Source organism: Aurantiacibacter xanthus, from assembly GCF_003584015.1.
Lineage (GTDB): Bacteria > Pseudomonadota > Alphaproteobacteria > Sphingomonadales > Sphingomonadaceae > Alteraurantiacibacter > Alteraurantiacibacter xanthus.
Map to the genome: position 1 here is coordinate 103,799 of NZ_QXFM01000144.1, position 17,136 is coordinate 120,934.

A 17,136-nucleotide genomic window follows, 5' to 3' on the forward strand; every position below is an offset into this window, starting at 1 on the left:
CCCGACCAACAGGCAGGCGATTCATCGCCTTCGGCAAGCCTGGCATGGTTTAGGGAGAGGAAACGCCTGCGATGTGGTCCACGGGCTGGAAAGCTGTTGCGCTGCTGGCGACGGTCCAGACTCTGGCCTTCTTCCATCGCACGCTCGCCACGCTCTTTGCCGAGCCGATCCGCCTCGAATTCGGCGTTAGCGACACCCTGATCGGCCTTTTTATCGGAGCCGCCTTTTCGGTCAGCTACGTTGTCGCTGCCCTGCCGCTGGGGCATGTTGCCGACCATGGAGACCGCTTTCGCCTGCTCGGTGTGCTGGTTGCCTGCTGGAGCGTGCTCACGAGCCTTGCCGCCGCGGCCTCCAGCTTTGCCGCGCTGTTGCTGCTGCGCATTGGCACGGCAGGCGCGATATCGGGGATCACCCCATCAGCGGGCTCGCTCCTTGCCGAACGCTACCCCGGCCCCAGGCTTGCCAGGCCGATGGGTATCTATGCCAGCGGAATCTATTTCGGTGTCGGCAGTTCGATGCTGATTGGCGGCGCACTGGCCGCCTGGTTCGATCCCTTTGCCAGCTTCGCGCTTGGCCCGCTGCCGCCCTTGAGCGGATGGAAGATCATCTATCTGCTGGCAGGGCTTCCCGGTCTGCTGCTTGCCGCGGTGCTGCTGCGCCAGACCGATACCGGTCGCAGCGACAGCCGCACCGCCCCACGCAAGCCGATGCAACCGGTGTTTGCTTTTCTGTTCGCGCGCCCCGCGAACTACCTGAGGGTGATGCTGGCGATGACCATGCTGGTGTTCGTGGCGACGGCCGTGGGCGCATGGCTCCCGGCAATGTTGCTGCGCAAGCACGGCTGGACCATCGATGACATCGGCCTGTGGTCGGGGGCGATTACCATTGCGGCCGGTTTGCTGGGCACGCTGGGCAGCGGTTTTCTGGTCGAGCAGATCGCCCGCTTCACCGGCGCTGCGAAACCGCAAGTCGTGCTGCTGATGGCGGCAGCGGTGGCCTCGGCCCCGCTGGCCATTGCGCTGCCGCTGGTGTCGTCGCCATTTGTCTGCCTGGCGCTGTTCTTCTTTCGCTCGCTGCTGGGCGGCATCGTCGTCTCGGTGGGCTACGCGATCCTGCTCAACCTTGCGCCCACGCCGCAGCGGGCGCGGCTGGCGGCGGTGGCGGGCATCACGCTCAACCTCATCGGCGGAGCGCTGGCCCCGATTGCCGTGGCGCTGGCAACCGACTTCCTGTTCGCCGATCCCGGCAAACTGCCGCTGTCGCTGGCGATCGTGAACGCCTGCGGATCGGCTGCCGCGCTGGCGATCCTGCTAACGGGCGCAAGAGCTCTGCTCTCGCCCGACAGCCGGCCCGCCAACCAGCCGCTGGCCTGATCAGTCGGCCCTGTTGCCGGGCGACGCATCGCAGCCGACCACAACCGGATCGCCGCCTGCAACCTTGGGCTCCTCGCCCGCGCACCAGGGGAAGCGGGCCGGGTTCAGCGGCACCTTGTCCGCTTCGAGGATCGCCTGAAACCGCGCCAGTCGTTCGCGGTCGGCCTCGGTCAGCGTCGCGCGGTCCAGCTCGGTTTCCTCGCCCACCGACAGATCGAGCGCGACATAGCGGCCGTCTTCATAGAGCTTGCGCTCCAGATCGAACACGAAGCGGGTCGACGGCCAGCGCCAGACCGGTGCGTAGTGCTGGAAGATCGTGTCGCGCGCAGCTTCGGCGCGGCCCTGCGCGACCGCCAGCTGGCTGACGCCGTCGACATCGGCGGCGACAGGCAGCGCCGCTGCCTCGGCAATCGTTGGCAGGACATCGGAGAAGTCGAACATGGCGCTGCGCCGCTGGCCCGCCGGGATATGGCCCGGCCAGCGCATCATCAGCGGCACATGGGTTCCGGTCAGCGTGGGCTGGCCCTTGCCGCCGCGCACCCGCTCGCCGTTGCGCTGCGAGTAAATGCGCCGGTTGGTGCCGTTGTCGGCGGTGAACACGATCAGCGTGTTGTCGGTCAGGTTCAGCGCATCGAGCCGGTCGAGCAGACGCCCGACCATGCGGTCCATATAGCGCATCATCGAACCGAAGCGCTGCTGCTCATCCCCGCCGACCCGCTCTGCCGGGGTGGTGACGAACGGATCGTGCACCAGCACCATCGGGTAGTAGAGGAAGAACGGCCCGTCCGCGTGCTGGTCGAGGAAGGACAGCGCATAGTCGCTCAGGAAGTCGGGGCCGAACCCATCCTCATGGATGATCCAGCTACCATCCTGCCAGTGCGTGGCGCCCCAGTAGCGCGAGCCCTTCTGCGGCCCGGCCTCCAGTTGCCACAGCAGCGACTGGCCAAAGCCCGCTTGCGTGGGCGTGATGCCGGTACGCCCGTCATAGCCGTTGCCGCTCAGTTGCCACTTGCCCACCATGCCGGTGGCATAGCCCGCTTCGCTGAACACATTGCCGAAGGTGCGCTGGTCCGCCCCGAGATAGCCGAAGGCCTCGTAGTTATGCGCGTTCTCCTTGCCCGTCATCAGCCGGGTGCGGCTGGGCGAGCACAGCGGCGTCGCGAAGGCATGATCGAAGGTCACGCCCTCGCGTGCGAGACGCTCGATATTGGGCGTGTCGTGCTCGCCGCCGTAGGCGCGGAAGGCCTCCACACCGACATCGTCGGCGAGGATCACGATCACATTGGGCCGTTCGGCGGGAGCGCCGTCCTGTGCGCTGGCCAGCGTCGGCGACACGGTGACCACCGCCGCCAGCATGGCCAGCGCCGTCTTGCGCAGCTTTCCGAAAGTGCTCGGGGCAGGAGTGGTCATCACTCTTCCAGAGCCTCGCTTGCGCTTTCCACGGTATTGTTACCGGTGCCCAGCACTGGAAGCGCGACCAGCGGTTCGCCGCGTTCATGCGCTTCCAGCTTGGCCGGGCTGTCGGGGAAGATGTCGTCCAGGCGGTCAGCACGGTTGGGCTCGACATACCAGCTGTCAGGGAAGTCGGCGGCGCGGGTTCCGCCTTCCATCCGGCGCACGCTGCCGCGCGAATAGCGCCGGGTGTAAGGAATCACATGGCGTCCGTCGGCATCGGTCAGTTGATCGAACAGCGCCTGCCGCAGGGTGACCTTGGCGTCGAGATAGGCGGGATCGTCGATGAGGTTGTGCATCTCCTCGGGGTCGTCCGCGAGGTTATACAGTTCCTCGGTGTCGTAGATGCCGTAGTACTGAATGTACTTCAGGTTATCCCGCACGATGGCGAAGGTGCCCGGAGTCATCGGGAAGGTCCATTCCCAGTAGTACTCGTAGACGAAGTCGTCGGGATGCCATTGCTCGGGCGAAATCTCCCCGCTCATCAACGGCCAGGCGTTGTGCCCTTCGAACTGCGGCGGCAGATCGACACCCGCCAGCGACAGGAAGGTCGGCGCGAAGTCGAGGTTGCGAATGCGGCCCGGATTGACAGCCCCCGCCGGAACCGAGCCCGGTGCATAGACCAGCATCGGCACCTGCACCGAAGGCTGATAGGCGTTGCGCTTGTCGATCAGGCCGTGGTCGCCGATCAGATAGCCGTTGTCGGAGGTGAAGACGACCAGCGTATCGTCTTCCAGATCGTTCTCTTCGAGATAGGCGAGGATGCGCGCCACGCTGTCGTCAACTGCGGACAGGGTCGAATAGTAGTAGCGCAGGTATTCCTGCATCGACATGTTCGAATTGTAGAAGAAGTCGAGCCCGTGCCAGCTGTTGCGCTGGTTGTAGACCCACATCGGCTTGCCCTCGTTGTTCTCGGGCGTGTTGGCCGAGCTGGCGGGCAGGTCGAAGGTCACATTGTCATACTGCCCGGCATAGCGCGGCGGCGGCAGCGGATCGGAATGGACCGCCTTATGGCTGAGATAGAGCATGAACGGCTTGTCCGGATCGCGCTCGCTTTCCAGCCAGTTCATTGCATAGTCGGTCAGCTCGTCGGTGATGTAGCCGCGCTGCGGCACCTCGACACCGTCGACATTGAAATTGGTTTCGCGCCCGGGACGGGCGTCGGGATTGGGATAGTACTCACCCTGCCCCTTGAAGCTCACCCACTTGTCGAACCCGGCGCGCGGCGCGTCGGTGGTCGCGCCCATGTGCCACTTGCCGATAAAGGCCGTGCTGTATCCGGCCTGCTGCAGATAGGCGGGGAAGAAGGTCAGCCCCTCTTCGCTTGAATCGGTGTTGTCAACGATGCCGTGGTTGCGCGCCGTCATCCCGGTGAGGATCGTTGCCCGGCTCGGGCTGCACAGCGAGGACGTCACCAGCGTATTCGGCATATAGGTGCCGCCGCGCGCGAGCCGGTCGATGGCGGGCGTGTGCAGCTGCGGCTGCAGAAAGCCCATGCCGTCGTAGCGCAGATCGTCGATCAGGATGAAGACGATGTTGCGCGGCTTGTGTTCCTGCACCGATGCAGATGCGGGCTGGACGGGCTCTGCCGGCTGAGCCGCGAGCGGATAGCTGCAAACGCTTGTCAGGAGTGCGACCCCTGCGAGAAGGGCCTTGGCTGTCGGGGCGAAATTCATGACGTTCTCTTCACTCTTCAGAATGTGGCGGCGGAGTTCAGATCGCCGCGAAGGAGGCGCGCTCGATCAGGCGATAGGGATGATTGACCACCTTGCCCTCGGCCACGTCGCGCAGGGCTACGGCATTAATCAGTTCGGTTGCTGCGTCGCGACTGATCTCGATGGTCGGCTGCCGCACCGTGGTGAGGCGCGGGAAACACTGCGAGGCAACGGCCAGATCACCGAAACCGATCACGCTGAGATCGTCCGGAATGGCAAGGCCAATGCTGGTGGCATAGGCGATGATCCCGGCGGCCATCTCATCGTTGGCGGCGAAAATCGCGGTCGGTCGCCAGGTGCTGTGCTCGCCGAGGAATTGCTCGGCTGCGGCCCAGCCGCTGTCGAAGGTAAAATCGCCCGGCAGATCGTGCAGTTCGACAGCAGGCTCGCCGCCAAGCCTGCCCGAGAAGCTCTGCCAGCGCAGATCGTGCGAGCCGTGGTTGGGCGGGCCGGCGACATAGCCGACCTTGCGATGGTTATGCCGCAGGATGAACTCGGCCACCTCGATCCCGGCAGCATGGTTGTCGAACCCGATCGAAATGGTCCGCTCGTGCGCCTTGCCGGGGTTTATCCGCACACAAGGCATACCCTTGTTGATGAGGTGATCGACCAGCCACAGCCGATCACAAAGCGGGGGGACGAGCACGAGCCCGTCAAGCGCCATATCATCCAGCAGCGCGTCGATAGCTTCGGCGCCGGCGTCGATCTGGTCGTTCGTGATGGGTTCGATCAGCAGGTGATAGCCTGCCCGGCTGCACGACTGAAGCAGACCCGTGATGACATCGGTTATGTATGTGGGAATGGAGCGCCCCGAACCCGGCTCGATGTATCCTGTCAGCGGTCCGAGGATCAGGCCGATCGTATAAGACTTGCCGCCGCGCAAAAGGCTCGCCGCGCGGTTGGGCTTGTAGCCGAGCGCTGTCATCGACGTCTCGACCTTGTCGCGCAGATCTTCTCCGACGCTGGGATTCTTGTTGATCACGCGCGAGACGGTCTTGAAGGAAACGCCTGCGTGCTTCGCAATATCCTTGATCGTGACTTTCGCCATCGTCTAACCTCATCCCGCTGCGGATCGCCGCTCTGAAAGACATGTGTATTGACGAGAGACAACGTTGTCTATAGCCGATCTGGCAAAAGTAATCACCGCAATCGCGGACTGGCATACAAACGGGAGGGCATCATGGCAGGTATCGGAAAAATGCTGCAGGCTTGTCGCTGTGGCAAGCCTGCGATCGCTCTGGCAGCGATGCTGCTGCCGTTGGTTCCCTCGGCCTTCACCGCCTCTGCCGAGGAGGTGCCGCCAGCACCGCGCCCCAACTTTGTCGTGATCTTCGTCGACGACATGGGCTGGGGCGACCTGTCCTCGTTCGGGGCCGAATATATCGACACGCCCAACATCGATTCCATCGGCCAGGACGGGCTGGTCATGCCGCAGTTCTACGCCGGATCGAACGTGTGTTCGCCCAGCCGCGCCGCGCTGCTGACGGGCCGTTATGCACCGCGTTCGGGTATGCAGTTCGTGACCCGCCCGCACTCCGACTGGGGCCTGCCGGGCGAGGAAGTGACCATTGCCGAGATGCTGCGCGATGCTGGCTATGCCACCGGCATGGTCGGCAAGTGGCACCTTGGCCATCGGCTCGAATTCTGGCCCACCGAGCAGGGTTTCGACAGTTTCCTCGGCGTGCCCTACTCCAACGATCAGGAGCCCTTCAGCCTCTATCGCGGCACCGAGATCGTGCAGCGCGAGATCGACCAGACCACGCTCGAAGACACCTACGCGACCGAAGCCGAGCGCTTTATCGCAGAGCATGCCGACGAACCGTTCTTTTTCTATTACGCCAGCAACTTCCCGCATCGCCCGCTGTTCTTCCCGCCCGAAAACACCGGGCGCAGCGGCCCTGCGGGCGACTATGGCGACACCGTGGAGACGATCGACGATTCGGTCGGCCGCATCCTCGCCGCGCTCGACGCACACGGCCTGCGCGAAAACACTGTGGTGGTGTTCACCAGCGATAACGGCCCGTGGTTTCAGGGCAGCAACGGCCCGTTCAAGGGGCACAAGGGCGACACCAACGAGGGCGGCTATCGCGTGCCGTTCCTGCTGCGCTGGCCCGCCGGGGTAAAGCCCGGCACGCACAACAACCAGATGAGCATGGCCATCGACCTTCTGCCCAGTTTCGCGCGGCTGGCCGGTGCCGAGGTTCCGCAAGATCGCGTGATCGACGGGCTGGACGTCACCGCCATGTGGACCTCGGGCGCGCCCTCTCCGCACGAAACGCTCTATTTCATCAACAACAACGGCCTCGCCGCCGTACGCGGCCCGCGCTTCAAGCTGCTGCTCAGCGAATACTATCGCGCCTCGCTGATCGACTTCCAGCGCTACACCGCGCCCAAGCTGTTCGACATGGATGCCGACCCGGAGGAACGCTACGATGTCGCCAACCGCTACCCCGAAGAATATGCGCGGTTGATCGCGCTGGCCGATCAGATGAGCGCCGAGATCGCGCCGATGGCGGTCGACCGGGGCGGCATCTATCCCGAAGACCCGACGCTGCCGCTCGGTCCGGTCCTCGAAGAAGACAGGTAAAGAGCCATGCGCGCCAGAACCTTCACCGCCTTCGCCCTGCTTGCCTCCTGCGCCGCGCTTGCCGCTTGCGGGGGCGAACAGGGATCGTCCTCGGCCACCGCGCCAGTCGCCCGCAGCTGCCCCAGGCTCGACGACACACCCGTGCGCATTGAAGGCGGCACTTTCGCCATGGGCCAGACCGAGTTCTACGCCGAGGAAGGCCCGGTGCGCGAGACGACGGTCGACGGGTTCTGGATCGACCCGCATGAGGTCACCAACCGCCAGTTCGCCGAATTCGTCAAGGCAACGGACTATGTGACCGTGGCGGAAAAGCCGGTCGATCCAGCCGTTTTCAACGTGCCCGAAGAGACGATCCCGGCCGAACTGCTGCTGCCCGGCTCGGCCGTCTTCACCCCCCCCGAGCGACCTTCGAACAACTATGCCGACTGGTGGACCTATACCCCCGGCGCCAACTGGAAAAAGCCCTATGGCCCCGATGGCGCCGAAGCCCAGCCCGATGAGCCGGTCGTCCACCTCGCCTGGGACGACATGGAGGCCTATGCCAGGTGGAAGGGCGGACGCATGCCGACCGAGGCGGAATGGGAATTTGCCGCCAAGGCCGGACAGCCAGCCTCCACCGAGCAACCCGAAGAGGCCAACAGCTGGCAAGGCGTGTTCCCCACGGTCAATCAGGAGACAGACGGGTTCAAGGACATCGCCCCGGTCGGCTGCTATGCGCCCAATGCCAATGGGCTTTACGACATGGTGGGCAATGTGTGGGAGGTCACGTCCGACCTGTTCCGCCCCGGCCACGATCCCGCCGATACCGACAACCCGCGCGGCCCGTCGGAAAATCAGGCTTACGATCCCTATAACCCTGGTTTCACCAGCCGGGTGATGAAGGGCGGCAGTTATCTGTGCGCCCCGAACTACTGCAAGCGCTACCGCCCCGCCGCAAGGCAGGGCCGCGATCCCGGCATGGGCGCGAGCAACGTGGGCTTCCGCCTCGCTTACGACACGCCTCCGGCCTGACCCGATACCCCGCCTTTAGGACTTAGGACCCTCAGATGAAAACTGCCAAGCTGACAGCGACCGCCATGGCGCTGATCTCCGCCCTCGCCCTCAGCAACTGCACCACGTCCGCCGAGCCGCCGGTTGTGGCAGCCCCCGCCCCGCAGCCTGCGCAGCCGCAGCTCGGCCTCAGGGTGAAGCAGGCGATCACCGTCGACGGCCTGCAATTCCGCGATGCCGATGGCGACGGTAAGCTGGCGGTCTATGAGGACTGGCGGCGCACCCCGCTCGAACGCGCCACCGACCTCGCGGCCCGGATGACACAGGCCGAGAAAGTCGGCGCGCTGATGCACTCGACCCTGCCCGGCCGTGACGGCCTGCTGGGCCGTGCGGAAACCTACGATTTCGATGCGCTCGGCACGCTGGTGAACGACAAGTACGTGACCAGCTTCATCACCCGCCTGACGCTGACGCCCGCCGACCTCGCGGAGCAGAGCAATGCCGCGCAGGAAGTCGCCGCTGCCGGGCGGCTGGGCATTCCGCTCACCGTCAGCACCGATCCGCGCAACCATTTCAGCTATGTGCTGGGCGCAGGGGACGCGGGCAACGGCACCACGCAATGGCCCGAGCTGCTCGGCTTCGCGGCTTTGCGCGATCCGGCCTATGTCCACGAATTCGGCGAGATCGCTCGGCGCGAATATCGTGCGCTGGGCATCCACATGGCGCTCTCGCCGCAGCTCGACCTCTTGACCGAACCGCGCTGGCCGCGCGGCAGCGGCACCTTTGGCAGTCAGGCCGCGCTCACCAGCGTACTGGGCGGCGCCTATGTCGAGGCGTTTCAGGGCGGCGCCGACGGGTTGCAGAGCGATGGCGTGATGACCGTGGTCAAGCACTGGGTTGGCTATGGCGCCCAGCCCGAGGGCTTCGACGGGCACAACTACTATGGCCGCTTCGCCGATCCGGGCCAGTACATGGATCAGCATATCGCCGCCTTCGAGGGCGCGCTGAAGGCCCAGGCGGCAGGCGTCATGCCCGCCTATCCCATCATGCGCGATACGCAGGTCAACGGGGAAGACCTCGAACTGGTCAGCCCCGGCTTCAACGCCCAATTGCTCGAAGGGCTGCTGCGCCGCGATCTTGGCTATCGCGGAATTATCCTGTCCGACTGGGCGATTACGCGTGACTGCAACGCGGTCTGCATGAACCCCTCTGAGGCACAGCCGCAAGACCCGCCGAACATTGCCACGCCCTGGGGCGTCGAAGACCTGACCGTCCGCCAGCGCTACGTGAAGGGCCTGAAGGCCGGGATCGACCAGTTCGGCGGCACCGACGATGTTGGCCCGCTGATGGAAGCCATCGCCGCTGGCGAAGTCGAAATGGCGCGCGTGGACCAGTCGGTCATCCGGGTGATGGTGCCGAAATTCGAGCTTGGCCTTTTCGAAAACCCCTATGTCGATCCGGCAGCGGCAACCGCAGCCATTGGCCGGCCCGACGATATCGCCAAGGCCGACAGGCTCCAGCGCGAGGCGCAGGTGCTGCTGCGCAACGAAGGCCATGCCCTGCCCTTCGCAGCGGGCACGAAGGTGTGGCTGCAAGGCATGGCACCCGAAGCCGCACAGGCCGCGGGCCTGCAGGTGGTGGACGATCTCGCCGAGGCAGACTTTGCCATCGTGCGCGCCGACACTGCTTCGGAGATGCTGCACCCCCATCACTTCTTCGGCAGCCGCCAGAAGGAAGGACGCCTGAACTTCCAGCCCGGCGATGCGGCTTATGACGCACTCGCCGCTGCAAAGGCCGCCAAGGTTCCCACCATGCTGGCGATCTTCCTCGACCGGCCTGCGGTGCTGACCGAGGTTCTGCCGTTCACCGACGTGATCCTCGCCAATTTCGGGGCCAGCGATGCGGCCGTGCTCGATGTGGCGCTGGGCAAGGCGACAGCGCGTGGACGGATGCCGTTCGAGCTGCCGCGCTCGATGGAGGCTGTCCTCGCGCAGAACCCTGCCGCTCCCGATGACAGTGTCGACCCGCTTTACCTCTTCGGCGCGGGTCTTTGATCCAAAGTGCCGCAACCACTCCTCGACAAGGATGATCCCATGACCGATCGCGCCCAATCGGGCACCGTCCGCACGGCTTTTCTCGCCGTAACGACGTTGTTCTTCGCCTGGGGTTTCATCACCTCGCTCATCGACCCGCTGGTGGCGGCGGTGAAAGGCATTTTCACGCTCACCAACATGCAGGCGCAGTTGTCGGCCTCGGCCTTCTTCATCGCCTATGGCCTGATTTCGTTTCCTGCCGCGGCGCTGATCTCGCGGCTGCATGCGGCCAAGGCGATCCTGCTGGCGCTGACGATGATGATTGCAGGCTGTCTAGTGATGCTGGTGGCGGCCAATCTGGCGACCTACATGCTGGTGCTGCTTGGCCTGTTCATGCTGGCGAGCGGAATCACCGTGTTGCAGGTGGCGGCCAATCCGCTGGCGGCCAACCTCGGCAAGCCCGAAGGCAGCCACTTCCGCCTCACCCTGTCGCAGACCTTCAACAGCTTCGGCACCTTTATCGGCCCGTTCATCGGCGCGGTGCTGTTCCTTGAAGGGGTCGAGGTCGCAGACGGGGCCGCGATCACGCCGGAAGCGCGCGATGCGGCGCTGGCGGGGATCGACCGGGCCTATTTCTGGATCTTCGGGCTGCTCGCGCTGCTGCTGGCTTTCTTCTACCTCAGCCGCAAGACCGTGAGCCGTGCGGCTCCGCCCGCCGCCCAGACCGGCAGTGTCGGAACAATGGTGCGCGATGCCGTCTCCTCGCGCTGGGCGCTGCTCGGCGGGCTGGCGATCTTCCTCTATGTCGGGGCCGAAGTGGCCATCGGCACGCAGATGGCGCTGTTCCTCAACTCGGGCTCGATCTGGGGCCAGTCCGACGCCGCCTTTGCCGTGCCCTTCCTCGGCACCGCCATGGGCAGCGACGGGGTGCCCGGCGTCTCGTTGCAGGAGGCTGGCAAGGCCGTGTCGTTCTACTGGGGCGGCGCGATGGTGGGCCGTGCCATCGGGTCGGTGCTGCTGGCCAAGGTCCGCGCGGCGCGCCTGCTGGCCCTGTTCACCATGATCGCGGCGGCCATGTGCCTTTATGTGGTGCTGGTCGGAGGCGTGAGTGCCGGTTTCGTGGCGCTGTCGATCGGGCTGTTCAACTCGATCATGTTCCCGGTCATCTTCACGCTGACGCTCGAACGCTCCACCGCCAGCGCCGAGGCAACCTCGGGACTGCTGTGCACGGCCATCATCGGCGGCGCTTTCGTGCCGCTGGTGGCTGGCGGGATCGCCGACAGCGCGGGTCCGGCCCTTGCCTTCCTCGCACCCGCGGCCTGTTATGTGTTGCTGTGCGTGTTCGCCTATGCCGCCGGACGCAAGTCCGACATCCGTGAGGTGGAGGCCGTAAGCGTCCACTAGAGCGGGATGACGCAAAGCCCTTCCCCTGTGGGGAAGGGTTGGGATGGGGGTTCCGCGCTAACCAGCGTCGAGCCCCCACCCCCGGCCCTCCCCAAAAGGAAGGGGAGAGCAAACAAGGGGGGAGTCATCCGACTCCAAGCGCCCCCCTTCTGCGCCCTTTTTTACTGGCCGACCACCTGGGTAACGCCGCTTTCGGCAAAACCGTAGCGCACGGCCTTGGCTTCGAGCACCTGCCCGGCGGCCAGCGCCACCGGATCGACATAGACCTTCCACGCCCCGCCATCGACACGGTAGCCGATGGAGGCACCCGGCGTCCGCGAGGCTAGACGCACGAGGCCCGCTTCGCCCTGCACGACCTCGGGCGCCTGCGTTACCGGCTGCGCCAGCTGCGGCCACATCCGCCGGACCATGGCCAGCTCACCGCCGACCGACTGATCGACAAAGTGCTGCTGATGGCGTGCGAGAGCATCGCGCATCCGCTCCAGTTCGCGAACATAGTGCGGATCCTGCGCAAGGTTGGTCATCTCGTCGGGATCGGCCCAGGTGTCGTAGAGTTCCTCTTCCGGCCGGGGAGCGGTGAAGTACTGCGCAATGCGCGGCGGCAGTTCGCCTGCCTCGTGGAGCCGCCACAGCTCCTGCATCGAGCGCTGCATGTCGCGGAAACCGAGGTGGCGGAAGAACGGGCGCTGCGGCTCGTAATTCCGGATGTATTTCCACCGCTCATCGCGCACAGCACGCGCGAAATCGAGCTGCTCGTCGTGGCGATCCATCGCGGCGTAGATGTAACCGCGCTCCGGCCCCGTTTCCGGTCCGAGGAAGGCTCGTCCGGCCATCCACTGCGGCACCTCTTCTCCGGCCAGCCGCAGAATCGTCGGTGCAAAGTCGATGAAACTCACCAGCTGGCCGTCACGCGTGCCCGCACCGTGCCGGTCGGGCCAGCGCACCATCAGCGGCACGTGCAGCCCGCTGTCGTAAAGCGAGCGCTTGGCGCGGGGGATGCCGTCGCCGTGATCGGTCGTGACGATCACCACGGTGTTGTCGGCAAGGCCGTCTTCCTCAAGCTCGGCCAGCAGGCGGGCGACGGTCTGCTCGTAGTAATAGATGTTGTCGAGCATCTGCGCGAGTTCGGCCCGCACCAGAGGCGTGTCAGGCAGGTATGGTGGCACCACCACGTCCGCTGGATCGTGGATCTGGCGGCGACCGGTCAGCGCTTCACGCAGCTGCGCGCCGAGGCGGGCGGCCATGGGATGGGCATCGGGTGCCAGATCGAGCGGGAAGGTCCAGCTCTCGTGGGTCTCCATGATGTTGACCATGGCGAAGAACGGCTGTCCCTCCTCCCGGCCCCGCCAGGGGTGCGGCGCATTGCTGTCGTCCCAGATCGTGAACGGACCGCCCGTGTGGCTCATGGCCAGCTGGTAGTCGGTCTTGCCGTTGTTACTGGTGTAGTAGCCAGCGCGGCGCAGCAGCTCGGGATAGGCCTTGATGTAGGCCGGTGGCACCGCCGCATAGGGCAGGCGCGAGCCGTCTTCGAGTTCCACGCCCGAGGCAACACGCATGTGCTGTCCGCCGAATGCCTCCTGCGGCACCCCCATCGCCAGCGCCGCCCGGCTCGGAGCACAGACACCGGCGGTGGTGAAAGCGGACTCGTAAAGCACCGAGTCCTTGGCGAAAGCGTCGAGCACCGGCGTCTGCGCCACCGGATCGCCATAGGCACCGATGTGCGGGCTCATGTCCTCGAACACGATCAGCAGGAAGTTGGGCCGCTCGGTCGCTTCATTTTGCGCGTGTAAGGGTGTCCCGGCCGCACTGGCCAGCGCCGCCGCAAGGATCGCAATTCGCCTCAGGTTCATATCGACACTCCTGCAAAAAAATAAGGCGGCGGCGACCAGTGCCGCCGCCGCCTTGTCATGTTGGCGGTCAGAGAGAGGAGAGGTGACCGCCCACGTGATAGGGTCAGAAGCTGAAACGCCCCTGCAGACCGAAGTAGCGTTCCTGGTTGCGCCAGGTCTGCGCAGTCAGACGACCACCGCCCGCAGTGGAGTAGCTGAGCGCCTGCGGCAGGTTCTGGTCGAACAGGTTCCGCACGAACAGGCTGATCGAATAGTTGTCGTCCTTCGATTCGATGCCGATCGAGGCGTTGACCAGCCAGTAGTCGTCGAGGCGCGCCAGCGGGTTCTGATCAAGCGCGAACTGCACCGACGACTGGTAGCTGAAGTTGCCCTGCACGAACCCGTCGACCGGCGAACTGTCGCCGAACGGAACCGTCTGCCGGGCAAAGCCGGTCAGGCGGAATTCCGGAGCGTTGGGCAGATCGGCGCCGCTCAGATCCTGCGCATCGTTCACGCATCCTTGCGCCTCGGTCTGGCCCGAGTAGCACGGGCCGCCGGGGAACTCGTCGATCTTCGCGTCCATGTAGGTCGCGCCAAGACGGAAGGTGGTCAGCTTGCTCGGCTGGAACACCGTTTCGATCTCGACACCCTTGGTCGAAATCTCACCGGCATTGGCCAGTTCGAAGGTGATGTCGTTGGGCCGCTGCGCCTGCGCCTGATAGTTCTGGTACTGCGTGTAGAACAGCGCCAGGTTGACCGAGAACACGTCGTCCCAGGTCGACACCTTGGCACCCACTTCGAACGCATCGACCGTTTCCGGCTCGACTGGCTCGGTGCCTTCGAGCGAGGCGAAGGCGGTGTTGACGCCCGCACCCTTGTAGCCGCGTGCGTAGCTTGCATAGACGTTACCGGCGCCGAAATCGTAGCGTGCGCCGATGTTGCCGGTAACGGCCGTGTCGCTGGCCGAACCCGAGAAGTCGGCGGCCTGACCGGCAGCACCCGGAAGGGCGATATCGCCCGTCACCACGACGTCAGCCGGATCGCGCAGGACAGACCACTCCAGCTTCTCGTGCAGGACGCGCAGGCCGCCGAAGAGGTTCAGGTCGCCGAGGTACACGTTGCCGCTGACGAAAGCCGCAAGGTTGGTGGTCTTGTTGTTGCTGCTGAACTGGCCGCTGCGCGGAACCACGTTGCCAGCAGCATTACGCTGCACCCAGCGGCGCTGGAAGGTGCTGTCGAGATCGACGTGATAGGCAAAGGCGCCGATCAGGAAGTCGAACCCGCCCAGATCCGGCGATTCAAGGCGCAGTTCCTGACTGTACTGGGTCAGGTTGTTGGTGCCCTTGTTCAGATCCCACAGGAAATAGCTGCGGTCCGCCGGCGGAGCCAGCGCAGGGGTAGCGTCGACATCGATGTTGTTCTGGAAGTCGTAGCTGCGCACCGCGGTGGTGGAGTTGAGCACGAAGTCGTTGCCGAACAGGTATTCGGCGTTCATCTGCGCGCCCCACTGCTCGGAATCGCTGCGCGGCGGGGTGTTGACGTTGACGTCAGTGTTGGTGAGGTCGATTTCCAGCGGCTTGTTCACCTCGGCGACAGTCGGGTTCAGCACCTTCGCCAGCACGAATGTCGGCGTTGACACCGAATTGCGGTAGTCGCCGATGAATTCGAGCGAGAAGTTGTCGGTCGCCTCGATCTGCACCTTGCCGCGCACACCCCAGGCTTCGTAGCCGTTGTAGGTGTCGCCATTGAACAGGTTGTCGCTCATCCCGTCGAACTGCTTGTAGAAGCCACTGACGCGTGCCGCGACGCCCTCGGTGATCGGGCCGGAGACCGAACCGCGCACCTGATATTCGTTGCCCTCGGCGTACATCGCGTCGAATTCGCCGCTGAGGTAGTCGGTGGCGTCCTTGGTGGTGACCGAGACCACACCGGCCGAGGCGTTCTTGCCGAACAGCGTCGACTGCGGGCCGCGCAGCACTTCGATGCGCTGGACGTCGATGAAGTCCTGGAAGCCCTGCCCGGCGCGCGCCATCACGACGTCGTCGAACACGATCGACACCGAAGGCTCGACACCCGACGAGAACACGTTCGTGCCGATGCCGCGAATGTTGAGCGAGCTGTTGTTCTCGTTGTTGCCCTGCGTGAAGGTCACGCTGGGAACGGCCTGCGAGATCTGGTCGACGCCGCTGACGCCCGAGTTGTCGAGCAGCTCACCCGAAACGACGGACACCGCAACCGGCACTTCCTGCAGGGTCTGTTCGCGGCGCGTGGCCGTAACGACGATGGCGTTGCTGCTGGCGCTGCGGTCTTCTGCGGCGGCATCGGTGGACTGGGCCGCCGCAGGTGCGGCGATACCGAGCGCTGCCACACACGACGACAGCAATAGGCGATGGGTAACCTTCATAACTCTCCCCTGGGAATTTTGCGATAGGAATCGCGATTGGCTCCGCGCTTAGAGACAACGTTGCCTCAAGTCAATACAACGTTGTCTCAGAAGGTTGACGGTTTGGAAGCGGGACCAGATCGCCAGTGTACCGCTCTGGCCACTCCGGCCCCTGACGCAAGCTACGATTTGCAGCCTTCGGCCCGGGAGGCGTCCGAGTTTACCCCGCGCAGACCTCGCGGCCCTTCAGTCTTCGTAGATGTCTTGCCGGAAATAGAGGTAGAGCGGCAACGCGAGCGACAGGCCAACAAAGGCTCCGGCCGGAAGGACAAGCCACCAGTTGCGAACACTGTGCCGCTGAGCATCAATCCGCGACCAAACCCAAAACACCGCAATGGAAATCAATACGTCCGTCGAAAGTCCGGCGGAGGCGCCAGCTGAGAGGTGGTCTTGAGAATCTGCACACTGAGATAATTGGATTTTCTGCCTGAGAGTAGCCCGGTGGGCTGCGAGACAGGAGCAGAGAATAAGCAGACGACCCCGGTGTAACCATAGCCCGGCATTCAAGGCGAAGGTGGCGCTTGCCGCGATCAGGGGTGAGAAGACGCTGGCAGAGCTGGCGCACGACTATGATCTGCATCCCAACCAGATCACGACGTGGCGTATGCAGTTGCTCGAAGGGGCGGCGGGCGTGTTCGGTTCGGAGAAGACGTTGGACGAGACGGCCGTTGACGTGAAGACGCTTCGCGCCAAGATCGGCGAACTGACGTTGGCCAGTGATTTTTTGGAAGGCGCGCTCGGCAAGGCAGGTCTGTTGCCGAGCGCAAAGCGAGGATCGACCGCTCGCATACCTTGCCCGTGAAGCGGCAGGCGAAGGAGCTGGGGATCAGCCGAGGCCGTGTCTATTATTTGCCGCGGCCGGTTTCGTCCGAGGATCTCGCGATCATGCGTCGCATCGTCGCGTTGCATCTGGAGTTCCCGTTCACAGGAAGCTGGATGATGCGCGACTTTCTTCGTCAGGAGGGCATCATGATCGGCCGCTGCCATGTCGCGAACCTGATGAAGAAGATGGGGATCGAGGCCGTCTATCGCCGTCCCGGCACTTCCAAGCCGGCTCCAGGGCACAAGATCACCCCCTATCTTCTGCGCAAACTTCCGATCGTGAAGCCCAACCAGGTCCGGGCGACAGACATCAGCTGCATTCCCATGGCCCCGTGGCTTCGCCTACGCCTCAGTCAGCGAAGCACGCAGTTCGATCGGCCGATATCTGGGCTTCTTCAATGCCCGAAGACCTCATTCGAACCTCGGCGGGTGTCCGCCCGATCAAACCTACTTTGACAATCTGCCACAGGCCGTGGCAGCGTGAATTG

The 17,136-nt window shown here is 64.5% G+C and carries 11 protein-coding genes and 1 pseudogene; 6 read left to right on the plus strand and 6 right to left on the minus strand.

Annotation, left to right across the window (positions count from 1 at the left end):
• The first annotated feature begins 71 nt into the window (after positions 1-71).
• On the plus strand, positions 72-1,373 hold the full coding sequence (locus D2V17_RS19930; protein WP_119594890.1) for an MFS transporter: 1,302 nt from the start codon (positions 72-74) through the stop codon (positions 1,371-1,373).
• On the opposite strand, the gene D2V17_RS19935 is transcribed toward D2V17_RS19930, so the two are convergent.
• From D2V17_RS19935 to D2V17_RS19945, 3 genes are read right to left on the minus strand one after another with little or no spacing between them, the layout of a single operon-like run.
• Positions 1,374-2,783: a sulfatase family protein gene (locus D2V17_RS19935; protein ID WP_119594891.1), complete on the minus strand. Its 1,410-nt coding sequence runs from the start codon at positions 2,781-2,783 to the stop codon at positions 1,374-1,376. It abuts the gene before it with no gap.
• Complete coding sequence (locus D2V17_RS19940) at positions 2,783-4,501, minus strand: sulfatase family protein (protein ID WP_119594892.1); 1,719 nt, start codon at positions 4,499-4,501, stop codon at positions 2,783-2,785. The genes D2V17_RS19935 and D2V17_RS19940 overlap by 1 nt, the downstream gene beginning before the upstream one ends.
• Positions 4,502-4,538: 37 nt before the next feature.
• Positions 4,539-5,588 (minus strand): LacI family DNA-binding transcriptional regulator, encoded by a 1,050-nt coding sequence (locus D2V17_RS19945; protein WP_119594893.1) that lies wholly within the window; start codon positions 5,586-5,588, stop codon positions 4,539-4,541.
• A 132-nt stretch (positions 5,589-5,720) separates the two neighbouring features.
• Between D2V17_RS19945 and D2V17_RS19950 the strand changes: the two genes are divergently transcribed.
• From D2V17_RS19950 to D2V17_RS19965, 4 genes are read left to right on the plus strand one after another with little or no spacing between them, the layout of a single operon-like run.
• Entirely contained in the window at positions 5,721-7,127 is a 1,407-nt protein-coding gene (locus D2V17_RS19950) for a sulfatase family protein (RefSeq protein WP_119594894.1), read from the plus strand.
• Between the two features lie 6 nt (positions 7,128-7,133).
• Positions 7,134-8,138, plus strand: a complete 1,005-nt coding sequence (locus D2V17_RS19955) for a formylglycine-generating enzyme family protein (protein ID WP_119594895.1) — start codon at positions 7,134-7,136, stop codon at positions 8,136-8,138.
• Positions 8,139-8,173: 35 nt separating this feature from the next.
• Positions 8,174-10,171, plus strand: coding sequence for a glycoside hydrolase family 3 protein (locus D2V17_RS19960; RefSeq protein WP_245978834.1), 1,998 nt, complete (start codon positions 8,174-8,176; stop codon positions 10,169-10,171).
• A 39-nt stretch (positions 10,172-10,210) separates the two neighbouring features.
• Complete coding sequence (locus D2V17_RS19965) at positions 10,211-11,554, plus strand: MFS transporter (protein ID WP_119594897.1); 1,344 nt, start codon at positions 10,211-10,213, stop codon at positions 11,552-11,554.
• 161 nt (positions 11,555-11,715) lie between these two features.
• On the opposite strand, the gene D2V17_RS19970 is transcribed toward D2V17_RS19965, so the two are convergent.
• From D2V17_RS19970 to D2V17_RS22040, 3 genes are all read right to left on the minus strand, one after another.
• Positions 11,716-13,404 (minus strand): sulfatase-like hydrolase/transferase, encoded by a 1,689-nt coding sequence (locus tag D2V17_RS19970; protein WP_119594898.1) that lies wholly within the window; start codon positions 13,402-13,404, stop codon positions 11,716-11,718.
• Between the two features lie 103 nt (positions 13,405-13,507).
• A complete protein-coding gene (locus tag D2V17_RS19975) occupies positions 13,508-15,751 on the minus strand; it encodes a TonB-dependent receptor (RefSeq protein ID WP_220474171.1) in 2,244 nt (747 codons plus the stop codon).
• A gap of 261 nt (positions 15,752-16,012) precedes the next feature.
• On the minus strand, positions 16,013-16,333 hold the full coding sequence (locus D2V17_RS22040) for a DUF2834 domain-containing protein (RefSeq protein ID WP_220474172.1): 321 nt from the start codon (positions 16,331-16,333) through the stop codon (positions 16,013-16,015).
• Between D2V17_RS22040 and D2V17_RS19985 the strand changes: the two are divergent.
• Positions 16,293-17,132 (plus strand): annotated as a pseudogene (locus D2V17_RS19985) (IS3 family transposase). The gene D2V17_RS22040 and the pseudogene D2V17_RS19985 sit on opposite strands and share 41 nt — an antisense overlap.
• The last annotated feature ends 4 nt before the right edge of the window (positions 17,133-17,136 follow it).

Coding starts and splice junctions, on each gene's coding strand:
- D2V17_RS19930 (WP_119594890.1), top strand. CDS start 72: ATGTGGTCCACGGGCTGGAAAGCTGTTGCGCTGCTGGCGACGGTCCAG.
- D2V17_RS19935 (WP_119594891.1), bottom strand. CDS start 2,783: ATGACCACTCCTGCCCCGAGCACTTTCGGAAAGCTGCGCAAGACGGCG.
- D2V17_RS19940 (WP_119594892.1), bottom strand. CDS start 4,501: ATGAATTTCGCCCCGACAGCCAAGGCCCTTCTCGCAGGGGTCGCACTC.
- D2V17_RS19945 (WP_119594893.1), bottom strand. CDS start 5,588: ATGGCGAAAGTCACGATCAAGGATATTGCGAAGCACGCAGGCGTTTCC.
- D2V17_RS19950 (WP_119594894.1), top strand. CDS start 5,721: ATGGCAGGTATCGGAAAAATGCTGCAGGCTTGTCGCTGTGGCAAGCCT.
- D2V17_RS19955 (WP_119594895.1), top strand. CDS start 7,134: ATGCGCGCCAGAACCTTCACCGCCTTCGCCCTGCTTGCCTCCTGCGCC.
- D2V17_RS19960 (WP_245978834.1), top strand. CDS start 8,174: ATGAAAACTGCCAAGCTGACAGCGACCGCCATGGCGCTGATCTCCGCC.
- D2V17_RS19965 (WP_119594897.1), top strand. CDS start 10,211: ATGACCGATCGCGCCCAATCGGGCACCGTCCGCACGGCTTTTCTCGCC.
- D2V17_RS19970 (WP_119594898.1), bottom strand. CDS start 13,404: ATGAACCTGAGGCGAATTGCGATCCTTGCGGCGGCGCTGGCCAGTGCG.